Origin of the sequence: Polynucleobacter meluiroseus, from assembly GCF_900205755.1 — a bacterium.
GTDB classification, from domain to species: domain Bacteria; phylum Pseudomonadota; class Gammaproteobacteria; order Burkholderiales; family Burkholderiaceae; genus Polynucleobacter; species Polynucleobacter meluiroseus.
On record NZ_OANS01000005.1, the window covers coordinates 55480 to 67758 of the forward strand.

7 protein-coding genes are annotated in these 12279 nt (G+C 48.3%); 2 read left to right on the top strand and 5 right to left on the bottom strand.

What is annotated here, in order from left to right:
• Window positions 1-26 precede the first annotated feature (26 nt).
• From CP950_RS09130 to trxA, 5 genes are all read right to left on the bottom strand, one after another.
• The gene (locus CP950_RS09130) at window positions 27-1421 is read right to left on the bottom strand and encodes an MATE family efflux transporter (protein ID WP_096674606.1); all 1395 of its coding nucleotides are present in this window, start codon (window positions 1419-1421) and stop codon (window positions 27-29) included.
• Window positions 1422-3149 carry an ArnT family glycosyltransferase gene (locus CP950_RS09135; protein ID WP_096674608.1) on the bottom strand — a complete coding sequence of 576 codons (1728 nt, stop codon included), beginning with the start codon at window positions 3147-3149 and terminating at the stop codon, window positions 1422-1424.
• Between the two features lie 92 nt (window positions 3150-3241).
• Window positions 3242-3589 carry a type B 50S ribosomal protein L31 gene (locus tag CP950_RS09140; RefSeq protein WP_096674611.1) on the bottom strand — a complete coding sequence of 116 codons (348 nt, stop codon included), beginning with the start codon at window positions 3587-3589 and terminating at the stop codon, window positions 3242-3244.
• A 176-nt stretch (window positions 3590-3765) separates the two neighbouring features.
• Window positions 3766-5028, bottom strand: a complete 1263-nt coding sequence (gene rho, locus CP950_RS09145; RefSeq protein ID WP_096674613.1) for a transcription termination factor Rho — start codon at window positions 5026-5028, stop codon at window positions 3766-3768.
• A gap of 260 nt (window positions 5029-5288) precedes the next feature.
• Window positions 5289-5615 carry a thioredoxin TrxA gene (gene trxA, locus CP950_RS09150; protein ID WP_096674615.1) on the bottom strand — a complete coding sequence of 109 codons (327 nt, stop codon included), beginning with the start codon at window positions 5613-5615 and terminating at the stop codon, window positions 5289-5291.
• A 108-nt stretch (window positions 5616-5723) separates the two neighbouring features.
• Here trxA and CP950_RS09155 point away from each other — a divergent pair, with 108 nt between their 5' ends.
• Both CP950_RS09155 and CP950_RS09160 read left to right on the top strand, forming a co-directional pair.
• The gene (locus CP950_RS09155) at window positions 5724-8720 is read left to right on the top strand and encodes a PD-(D/E)XK nuclease family protein (RefSeq protein WP_096674617.1); all 2997 of its coding nucleotides are present in this window, start codon (window positions 5724-5726) and stop codon (window positions 8718-8720) included.
• Window positions 8717-12226, top strand: coding sequence for a UvrD-helicase domain-containing protein (locus tag CP950_RS09160; RefSeq protein ID WP_243391977.1), 3510 nt, complete (start codon window positions 8717-8719; stop codon window positions 12224-12226). Before CP950_RS09155 ends, CP950_RS09160 begins: the two co-directional genes overlap by 4 nt.
• Window positions 12227-12279: the final 53 nt, after the last annotated feature.

Genomic DNA, 12279 nt, shown 5'->3' on the forward strand with positions numbered 1-12279 from the left:
AACTGCCCTAAGGATAGTTGGGCGCTTTACACCTCGACCGGCGGATGCGTTTTCTCAAAACGTGCCGCCGTTCTTCTGAACAGATAAAGCAGGAAGCATGCGGCTAAGCCTAAGCTGATACTGTTACCAGCCCAAAAGCCGCTGGCACCCTGTAAAAACGCTGGCGTATTGCCAAACACATTAAAGCCCATTAAATAACCGCCACCTAAACCGACTCCCCACAGAGAACCGGCATAAATGAGCATAGGCCAAAAAGCTACACGATAAGCGCGCAAGATAAAGGCGGCATTGACCTGCAAGGCGTCAAAGACTTGGTAGAACGCAATGAATAAAAATAAGGGAACGGAGAAGGCTCTCACTTCCTCTGGGGGGTTGTAAAGATCCAAGAGCGTCATCCTAAATACCCAGACAGCAACCCCCATAGAAACGCACACCACGGTAGTAAAGAAGATAGATGACCAACCGATTTCTTCAGCACGCTCTTGCTTGTTGGCGCCAATCGATTGCGATACTAAAGTCATGGTAGCAATTGAAAGTGCCAGCGGAACCATGTACATCACAGTGCCCATATTGGCGATAATTTGATGACCTGCTAGCGCAGTGGTTCCCAAGCGCGCAATGAACAAAGACATAAATGAAAAAGAGGTCACTTCAATTAAATAGCTAAAACCAATGGGGGCTCCTAAGCGTAGCAAGGTCCAAATGCGGCGCCAATCGGGCATGCTGAAGCGACTAAATACCTTGAAGGGTTTATAAAAGTCATCCAATAAGACAATGAGTAAAGTGCTGACAAGCCACAGCCAGCTAATGATTACGGTGGCGACTGCGCAGCCGGGTCCCCCCATGCCTTCAAAGCCAAAACCGCCATAGATAAATAATAAGTTCAACGGAAACTTTAAGCCTAGGCCAATTAATTGCACCACAGTAATGACTGCTGGACGCGAAACGGCATTGTGCAAAGCGATCAGGACTCGCATTCCCATGCTGGCAGGTAAGCCAATAGCAAGAATGCTGAGGTAAAGCCGCGCCTTACCTTCAATCTCCAGGTCCACACGGGATATTCTCAATAAAAAATCTGCATTGAGTAAAACTAGGCAGCCCAATACCGTTAGACCAAGGGCCAGCCAAATCGATTGACGCACTTCTTCGCCAATCTCATCTAAGCGCTTTGCTCCAAACAATTGACCAGCGATAGGGGCAAGAGCAGACACGACGCCAGTTAAGCCAACATAGATGCTAATAAAAATCGCTGAAGCCATTGCTAAAGCGGCAAGATCAGGCGCTGAATAGCGCGCGGTCATCGCAGTATCTAGAACGCCAAAAGTGATCACCGCTAGCTGACCAATGAGCAGAGGTGCTGCTAATTTAAGTAGTGCAGGAATATCCTCGCCCAAGCGCGCCAATTTAAAGTGCAAGCCCATTTATTTTGATGAACCCGCAGTCACTTGATATAGCCTGAGACGCTCATCTCTATCCGATGCTCTGCGATCCTCCCAGAGAAGGGTGAGAGATTTTTTATTGAGGCTTGCATACGCTTTCGCCTCCAATGAATTGTGGGTGAGCATTAAATTACAGTTCGGGTCATCGCGCAGAGTCAGTGATGTGAAATACGTGAACGAGGCAAGCTGTGCCATACCAATATTGCTAGTATCTATACAACCGGGTGTATTGGCGATCACTTGCGACAGTCTTGTTGAGACATAGCGATACGTTTTAGCGTAATTAATTGTCGGTAACCACAGGGTCATTAGTAGCACCCACATCAAGGTCGTACCAGACGCAGAGATGATGAGACAGCGCCAGATTTCCTTTGGGGCGCGAGAGGTTCTCCAGCGCACAATGGCAATCCAAATAGCGGTAATGATTAATGCAATGAATAAACCCAGTACATCAAACTGGGTCTGTAAGCCCGGAAGTAATCTAGCTAAATTGGCTGCGGTAGTTGCTGGATAGCCGGTGACGCCAGCAAGCCAAACAATCCAAATTGCCATCGCGATCAGTGTGAAACTGAACATAGCGAACCAGTCAATGAAGCTAATCAGACCCCGCTTCAAAATTGGCAAACTAAATGCAGCAATGATCGATAGGCTAGGAATCAAAATCATTAAGTCATGTTCATTGGCTTCCGACCTAAATAAAATATAAATTAAGCAGCCGATAAATAAACTTAAGGGGATGCATAGATGCGGTGCACGCCAACGTCCTGCGCTGTTAGATTGCCCCCAATGCGCAAGTGACAGAATAGCCAACGGCCATACTGGCCAAGCGTATGCCCAAAAGTTCACGCTCAAAAAGCTGAGGGATGCGATAGAAGGGGTGGCACTCATTTCTGGCACATTTCGCCAGCCTTCTTGCGCAATATGACGCCACTCTGGGGATAGGTTGCCCCAATACCAAAGCGCAGGCCAAAGCGCAAAACCCATGAGTCCCAAAATAGTGCTGGCTAAAGTCCAGCGAAAGCGCAATTTAGCGTTGCTCATCAAGACTGCGATGATGGTTGCCGCTACAACAATCAAGCTTAGAGTGAGATTGCTGGAGAGCACAGTGACGGCAATGCCCAAGCCAGTCCAGATACCGCCTTGCCATGGCTTATCTAAGCCGCGTACGGTACCGTAGAGAATAATGCTGATGCCCATCAATTGCGCCATCATCGGAGTAGTTTCGTGAGCGCGTTGCGCAAGTCCGACGCAGGCAAGGAAGATCAGGAGCGCACCGTCGGCTAAGGTCATACCGTAGTTCTTACGTCCTGGCTGACCGCCTACTGCTAGTGCCATTGGTTGCACTTCTTGACGGCGGCCCAAGAGATAGGTGGCATACCAAATCGCCAGAGCAGCAGCAAAAAAACACAGCGCTGAATAAAGACGAGCAGCATTGGTCATGCCAATATAAGGACCAAAAAGATCTATAAGACTAGCGCCCAACCAATACGGCAAAGGAGCGCCTAGAGAGATATCGCGGCCAATCAAATGGGGAACCAGCCATTCTGTAGCTTTACCATGATGTGCAGCCCACATGCCACCAAAGCCAATGGCATCCTCATTTTTCCAGGGATCCCGCGCGAAGAGACCGGCAAAACCATAGACAATCGTCAGCGCAAAGATGATGATGCGTGGAATAGAGGTAGTGGCGGCGGCGGTAAGTTTAACCATGGATAAGGGTCATCAATTTAGCGGCAATAAAAAAGGCAGCAAATGCTGCCTTGATTATCTCGCAGGGAAGGGTTATCCAACCCCAGGATGTATTAAGCCTTTTTCTTAGCTGGCTTTTCAGCAGCTTTGGCTTCTGCAGCGGCCGCTTTTTTCTCAGCGGTTTTTGCAGCACCGTCGCCAGTTGCCTTAGCAACGGCTTTGGTACCAAATTTCTGGCGGAATTTCTCAACACGACCAGCGGTATCCATAATCTTTTGGGTACCAGTGTAGAAAGGGTGTGACTCAGATGAAGTCTCGATCTTGGCTAATGGATACTCATTGCCGTCTTCCCATTTGATTCTCTCTTTGGTAGACATAGTAGAGCGAGTCTTGAAGCTGAAGTTGTTGGAAACGTCAACAAAGACGATTTCGCGATATTCGGGGTGAATGCCAGGTTTCATGGTTAATCCTATTAGCGGGCAGCCGTTTAAGTTACGTTTAATTTATTCAATGAATTCAATAAATTAGCGAAGTTAAATACTTACCCAAGTTAAATACAAATGGTTAAAGCTTTAAAGGCGAAATTATGCCACGAAATCCATCAAAAAGCGCGTTTTATGCACCCTCTCAGGCTTAATTAGCCGCCTTTACGCATTAAATCAAAGAATTCGCCATTATTTTTAGTGGTTTTGAGCTTATCGACAATGAAGTTCATCGCTTCGATGTCGTCCATATCCGCTAATAATTTGCGTAAAACCCAGATTTTTTGGAGATTTTCCGCTTTCACGAGCAATTCCTCACGACGCGTGCCGGATTTATTGAGGTTGATCGCAGGATAGACGCGACGCTCAGATAAGCGACGCTCTAGGTGCACTTCCATATTGCCGGTGCCTTTGAACTCTTCATAAATCAGGTCATCCATGCGGCTGCCTGTTTCAATCAATGCGGTAGCGATGATGGTTAAAGAGCCGCCCTCTTCAATGTTGCGGGCAGCACCGAAGAAACGTTTTGGACGCTGCAAGGCATTTGCATCCACACCACCCGACAACACTTTGCCGGAGGAAGGAACAACGGTGTTGTAAGCGCGTGCTAAACGCGTAATAGAATCCAAAAGGATGATGACATCCTTCTTCATTTCTACTAAGCGTTTGGCTTTTTCAATCACCATCTCAGCGACCTGAACGTGACGCACGGCAGGCTCATCAAACGTGGAGGCAACGACTTCACCACGGACGGAGCGTTGCATCTCAGTAACTTCTTCAGGACGCTCATCAACCAGCAACACAATCAAAATTGCATCGGGGAAGTTGGTGGAAATCGCATGCGCAATGTGCTGCATCATGACTGTCTTACCGGACTTGGGTGAAGAAACAATCAAGCCACGCTGGCCAAAGCCGATGGGGGAGATCATGTCAATAATTCGACCAGTGAGATTCTCTTCCGCCTTGATATCGCGCTCCAAATGAATGGTGCGATTAGGGTGAAGCGGTGTCAAGTTCTCAAACATGATGCGGTTCTTTAAGGCCTCAGGAGGCAAACCGTTGATCTTGTCGACCTTGACCAAGGCAAAATAGCGTTCGCCATCTTTAGGCGTTCGTACTTCGCCTTCTACGCTATCACCCGTGTGAAGGTTAAAGCGACGAATCTGCGCTGGAGAGATATAGATGTCATCTGGAGAGGCCATATAAGAGGCCTCTGGAGAGCGCAAGAAGCCAAAGCCGTCTGGCAATACTTCCAAGGTGCCGTCACCAAAAACAGTCTCGCCCGCCTTAGCGCGCTTTTTCAAAATCGCAAACATCAATTCTTGTTTGCGCATCCGTTGGGTATTTTCAATCTCCAAACTGGCCGCCATTTCGAGTAAAGCGGAGACGTGAAGGAGTTTGAGTTCAGTTAATTGCATGTAGTTCTCTGGTGTATAAAAAAAGTGGGGATTGAATTTGAGGTTTGGCTGATCTTGAACAGGATCGGCTGGGAAAGCGAATTAGGGGGGGATTGGCTAAAAAGGGAAAGTTAAGTGCTAGAAAGCGAATCGCATCAGAATGCGTTCAATGGATATTACACGAAAAATCGACCCATGCAAGCTTATGGGTAAGGTTTGGGGGTGAAATCAGCTAAAAACTAAGCACAGGCTCAATATAAGAGCCTGTGACCAAGGATGATTTACAGATGACTATCAATAAATGCGGTCAACTGGGATTTAGCGAGCGCGCCGACCTTTTGAGCGGCGACAGTACCGTTTTTGAACAAAATCAAGGTAGGAATGCCGCGGATGTTGAATTGGGCTGGTACCCCAGGATTCTCATCCACATTCATTTTTGCAATTTGGATCTTTTCGCCATACTCAGTAGAAAGCTCTTCCAAAATAGGGCCGATCATTTTGCAGGGACCGCACCACTCAGCCCAAAAATCAAGCAATACAGGCTTATCGGATTTGAGAACATCTTGCTCGAATGAAGCGTCACTTATGTGTTTAATGCCGGCACTCATGAAAATTCCTTATTTAGACTTATTAAGTTTACGGACTACAGCGCTTATATTAGCAATAAGCCACTCAGTCTGCCCAAATTTTAAAATTTAGCGCCAAAATCAAACTCCATGCCTAAGTCCTTTCCCGTGATTTCTCAAGAAGCGCAAGTGCAATCCTGGTCGATTGCGCCCGATGCCACGGCGCTCGAGCAACTAGCCGCTGGAATCTGGAGCTGTGCAGGGCAAGCCAGTGCACGACCTATCGTCGTGCTCAGCACTGCGGGCCCTTTGATTGGAGTAAGGGCCGCCCTAGAAAAATACCGTCCTAAAGTGGGTGATATTCAGCCTCAGAAGGCATTTTTACCCCAAGTCATGAGTTTCGGCGATTGGCTGGAGGCGGCGCCTGGTATTTGGAGGTTTCCGCAAAAGCCCTCTGATTTAGAGCGTTGGATTTCAGTCTACGTCAATCTGCGCAAACATCCCCAGCTCAAATCTTGGTTTAAAGCAGAGAGTGATGCAGGGGCGTGGGGCTTGGCGCAATCAGTCATTGCCGCTTGCGATATTTTGTCGGAAGCCATGATTCCACAATTGCACGAGCAATTAAATCAACTGATTCAAAGCCAAGCACTTGACTCAGAGGCTTGGATCAAGGCTTTGCAAGTGATGCTAGATCGAACCATTGCTCAGGCTTATCCAGCGCTTTCACGAAAAGTAGTGGATCAAGAATCCGAGGTGCTACTCACTTTCTGGCGTTATCTCAGTGGCGTGGGCGATGGCGTCTTTCGGAAACATTTTGCGATGGCAGCCTATTTGGGTTTAGCGCAAACCAATCAAGCCACACCAAGACCCTTGATCTGGGTAGAAACTGCTGACCCGAAACCGATTGATCATGAGGTGATGGAGCGGTATTTGAGTAACTATGCGCAATACGCACCTGTCATTAAAGTCACATTGGATTGGCAAACGGTTGCCTTGTGGCCTGAGGCGCTCGCTGGCAATAATGAATTGGGTGAACTCAAGGAATTAAGCGAGGAGCAAGCGAGTCAAGTGAAGCGCAACTTGGCAAGTGCACGTTATCAAGATTGGCGTTTACTATCGGCAAGACGTTTTGAAGAATTGGCTTGGGCTGCCACTCAAGCAATTGAGGCGCATCTGATTGCAGGTAAAAAGAATATTGCTTTAGTTGCGCAAGATCGTCTCGCCGCAAGAAGGGCGCGCGCCTTATTGTCACGCTTAGGACCGGCGCTCAATATTCGTGATGAGACTGGTTGGAAATTAGACACCACGCGAGCGGCGGCAGCCCTTAATAGCTGGCTAGAACTGATCCGCGCGCCTAAGGAGGGGCCAACTGCAAGCGCTTTGCTAGCCTTCTTGCAGAATCCCTATTTGGATATTGCGGCTTGTATCCAATTGCCCCCCGAGGCCTGTATTGGTTTGGTAGCCCAGCTAGAAGATATTTTGATTGCCAGCCAAGCCAAGTCGGGCTGGGAAACTTTTTATATGGCGATCGAGCGTGCCAATGTCTACGCAGGCAATCAACACAACGCAGCTCATGAGGCCTTATTGAAGGTGCTGCAATTTATCCGCGCGCGTCATTACGCATGGCAAGAACTTAATCTCCATTGCGCTAATGCGTATGCCATGCTGCAAAAGGACTTAGAAGATACCGGTATCGCTCGAGCTTTAGAAAAAGACTCCGCAGGTCAGCAACTCTTGGAGACCATGCTCAGTCTTGACTTACATTCAAGCGATTACCAATTCGTTGCAATGCGCTTACCTGAGTGGATTAGCCTGATAAAAACCGTGATGGAGGGAGCTTCCTATGCAGAGGCTGGTAAAGAGGCGCAAGCCACCCTGAGCATCTTACCCTTAAGCTCCACACGCTTAAGAAGTTTTGACGCAGTGGTGGTAGTTGGCTGTGACGAGCAGCAGTTGCCAGCCTTCTCCGAGCCACCTTTGTTCTTCTCGGATGCGCTCAATCGTTTATTAAGGGCATCCACCATTACAGCTCAATACGTTCAACAGGCGAGAGATTTTTCACAGCTCTTAGTTTCCTGTGCCAGTGTGGATTTGCTGTGGCAGAGTAAAAGCAAGAGCGGCGAACCACTCAGGCCATCCGCTTGGATACAGCGACTTCAGGCTGAATTGCCGAGCTGGAAAGCAGTGATTGCGCAGCCCACACTTTATGAGGGCAAGGCTCAGCCAATAAAGCAGTCCGTTACTACCTTGGCCGCGGATTTACCAATGCCGCTGTCTATGAGTCCGAGTGCTTATAAAGCCTTAAGAGACTGTCCTTATAAATACTACGTACGCAGCTTATTAGGCTTGCGTGCAGCAAAAGAATTTGAGGATGGTTTTGATGCCTCATTAGCTGGACAGTCGCTGCATGCCCTATTGCGTAATTTTTACCAAGCCCTCAAGACTGAGGAGCAACAAGTCCATTCATTAGTGAACGCCGACATTCAGGCGCGCCGTGAGTGGATGGAGCAAGCGCTATTGACGATCTCCGAAAAAGAATTCAAGCGCCTAGTAGAGGGCGATAGGAGGGTGCTGGGCACACTACGGGATTGGCAAAAACAAATTCCTAGTTTTGTGGACTGGCAACTACAGAGAGAGGCTGATGGGTGGCGCTATCACAATGCAGAACAGAAGGTGGGCTTTGATCTGCACTTCATTGATGTAGATGGCATGGAGCGCATGATGCGCATTGAAGGGCGTGCGGATCGCTTTGATATCAACGTCAAAAGCGGGCATAGTGCAGAAGTCATTGACTATAAAAACCAGTCAATGACTAAGATGAAGAAGCGCTCTGAGCATGTTCTAGATGATCCGCAATTACTAATTTATGCCCGAGCTGCCAATGAAAATCCAGCGAGCGCCCATCTTCAGGATCATGAGATTAAGCAAGCAGAATGGGTTTCACTCAAAGCCGATGTAAAAAGAGGTAAGAAAGCCCAGCGCTCTCTTGAGGTCGAGAGCGTAACAGAACTAATGCCTATGTTTTCTGAGCAGCTGACTAAAGATATTGAAAAACTCTGGTCGAGAAAGCCATTGGCAGCATTTGCGCCAGATGGCGTATGTCAATATTGTGAGGCAAGAGGTATTTGTCGTAAGGGGATGTGGTGAAACAAGAATTTGATAACGCGCTCGCTTGCGATCCCCGTAAATCCATCATCGTCTCGGCATGTGCAGGTAGTGGCAAAACCTGGCTTCTAGTTGCCCGCATGATTCGCTTATTACTCGCTGGGGCGAAGCCCCAAGAAATTCTTGCGTTGACTTTTACCCGCAAAGCCGCTCAAGAGATGCGCGACCGACTTTACGGTTTGTTAGAGCAATTTTCAGTCATGGGAAATACTGAGCTTCTGAAAGAGCTATGCGATCGAGGCTTAAGCAAGGAGGAGGCCGAACAATTACTACCCCAAGCCAAAGCCCTCTACCTCAAAATCCTAGCCAGCCCGCAGCCGATCGTGATCGATACCTTTCACGGATGGTTTGGTAGGTTGCTCAATGCTGCGCCTATTTCAGCGGAGGTGCAGCCGGGATTTAGTCTGCGTCAAGATAGCAAGCGATTGCTAGAAGACTGTTTAGATGATTGGTGGGGAGATTTTCCAGTAGACCTCAAGGTGCACTATGATGTTCTTTTAAATCAGCTGGGCGCAAGCAATACGCAAAAATTCTTGATAGGTAATTACGGCCTCATGAAGCAGCGTGGCGCTTGGACCTTTTTTGAACAAGCTTGTAAAGCAAAGGGCATCACCCCGATTGAACACTTGCAGCAATTTTTACCGCAATTGCAGCAGGAGAATCCTTTGTTGCGGGTGTGGCATGCACCCAATGCTAGAGCGGATCTAGAGTTCCTGATTCGCTGCTTTGCACATAGCGGTAAGGCGGAGTCTGCGTTTGTACCGCAGTTAGTCAATGCCTTAGCGTGTTTACAGCGTCAGGGTGATGTCATGGAAATTGCCTCATCCCTGCAGACCGTCTTTATCACGGATAAAGATGAGCCTCGTGATAGCACCAATCGTGCATCGAGTGAAGTAAAAAAGTATCTTGTGAGGGAGGGTCAGGCCCAGCTTGAGCCGGACCACATCGCCTATAAACAAGCTTGGGCTCAAGCCTTTGTTGAGTTTCAAGACTATCAGGCCGAACAAGAAGTTTATGCCTTGAATCAAGCCTGGTTTGCGATGAGCGCCCGTATGCTGGATCACATTACCGCGACTAAAGATGCGATGCGGGTGCGTGACTTTGATGATTTGGAAATTGGCGTGAGTAAGTTAATGGCAGATTCTGCAAATGCGGCTTATCTGCAAGCGCGACTCGATGCCAAGTACAAACATATCTTGATCGATGAATTTCAGGATACGAACCCATTGCAGTGGCAAATTTTGCGCTCATGGCTTGAGGGTTATGGTCAAGGCGAAGATAAACCTAGCGTCTTTATTGTGGGCGACCCTAAGCAGTCTATTTATCGATTCCGCAGAGCCGACCCTCGCTTATTTACTAGCGCAATAGCATTCTTAGAAACCCATCTGCAGGCGACACCCCTCAATCAAAACACCACGCGCCGTAACGCTCCTAAGATTAACAACGCCGTGAACTCTACTTTCGCGCGCTCGCAGTTGCCGCCGACTTATCAGTTCAGCGAGCAAAAGACCTTGTGGAAGCCTTTGCAAGACGGAATACCAGAAGCGATCTATTCCCAAGAGGGTGAAGCAGCGCTGTTACCCCTAGTCCCCTATGTGGCGGAAGAGATCGCGCCACGTGTGGGTAATGCATTTGATGAGCCCATTACCGATGTAAACCAAACGGTAGCCGCTACACAACGCTATGTTGAGGGGCAAGAAATCAGTAAGCTTATCCTTCACGTTATAGCAACGCGGCAAGTGATGGATCAACAAGATGGGCGCATGATTTGGCGTCCTGCTCGAGAGAGTGACTTCTTATTATTAGTTAAGCGCCGAAAATATTTGCCGCAATTTGAGAGAGCCTTGCGCGAAGCGGGGCTGGCTTATGACAGCTCTCGTCTAGGTGGTCTACTCAACACCCTAGAGATTGATGACTTGATTGCCTTGTTGACAGTGCTGATGTCACCACGCCATGATCTCCCTTTAGCGCAAGTATTAAGAGGCCCTATCTTTTCTTACACTGAACAACAAATACAAAATCTCAGTATTGCGAAAGCGACGCATCAATACCGCTCTTGGTGGGATGCATTGCAAGATAGTCAGGATAGTTCCGCTCAAGAGGCTGCGCGCTATTTAGAGCATTGGCGCGTATTGGGAGAACGTTTGCCTGTGCATGACCTACTTGATCGGATTTATCAAGAAAGTAATTTACGCTTGAAGTATGCAAGCACTGCACAGCCTTTAGCCCGCACCCAGGTCGTGGCTAACTTGGATGCCTTTTTAGAGCTGTCACTTAACCAAGATGGTGGCCGCTATCCAAGCCTGAGTCGCTTTATTGACGCAATCAACGCGATGCGCCGTGGTGGTGATGATGAAACTCCAGATGAAGGTGATGTTGAGGCTGAGCCTGAGGCAGATCTAGCAGAAATAGATCAAGACAGCGAGATGTCGGAGGAAGATCAACAGAATCGTGTCTGCCTGATGACCATTCATGGAGCTAAGGGCCTTGAGTCGCCCTTTGTGATTATTTTGGATGCCAATCACACAGCGGGTGCCACTGAACACTCTGGCGTTCTGCTAGATTGGTCGCCGAATGAGGGCAGTCCATCTCATTTGTCGATGTACACCAGAGCCAATTTAACTCCACCCCGCAGTCACATTCGGGAGGAAGAAGAATTAATTAGTCAGAATGAAAACTGGAACTTACTCTATGTTGCCATGACGCGTGCTAAGCAGGGCCTTTGGATTAGCGGGGTAGCCAATAAGCCTACTGCAAATAATTCCACCGGCTTAGATCAAAAGTCTTGGTATGCGCGTGCGCATTTTGGTCTGCTGCCAACTATAGATGCGATAGAAGTGATGCCAAGCCGAGAAACTCATCAGCCAACCGCTCAACTAAGCTCCGATACCTTCAGCATGACCGATTTTCAGATTACTTGGGGGCCAGCCACACTCAGTCATCAAGAGCAGTTGCAAGCTATTCTGAGTGGCGCCACGGTAAAGACCAGTCCGCCTGTAGAAGCCAATTCCCCTAATGCGGGGATTTTGGAGGAGGGCGTGTATTTTCATAAACTGCTAGAGTCTATCGTTCCGCAATCTGGAAGTTCTGCAGTGGTCGTGCCGATGCCAAGCATCGAAGAGATCACGCGCTGGCTGAAGGTGGATCAGGCGATGGCTCGTAAACTGCACGCTTATTGCCAAACGGTGATGCACGCAACAGAGCTCAAGCCCTATTTAAGTTCGGGTAAGTGGGTGCAGGCTTGGAATGAGTTGGATATCGCTAATGAAGCTGGTCAGAGTTTCCGCTTGGATCGCTTGGTTGAGTTTGAAGATCATCTTGCCATCATTGATTACAAGTTAAGCATTCCTAAAGTAGATAGCGATTTGTATAAGCAATACCTAAAACAACTCGAAAACTATCAACAAGAGCTCAGACGCATTCGGCCGGACAAGATCAATAAAGCCTTCTTCATCTCAGCTGATGGTCAGATTAGGTCAGCGGAATAGCTGGTAATAGCCCCGATTGCCCTTGAAATGCCTTTTAAAGACCCCATATGTGA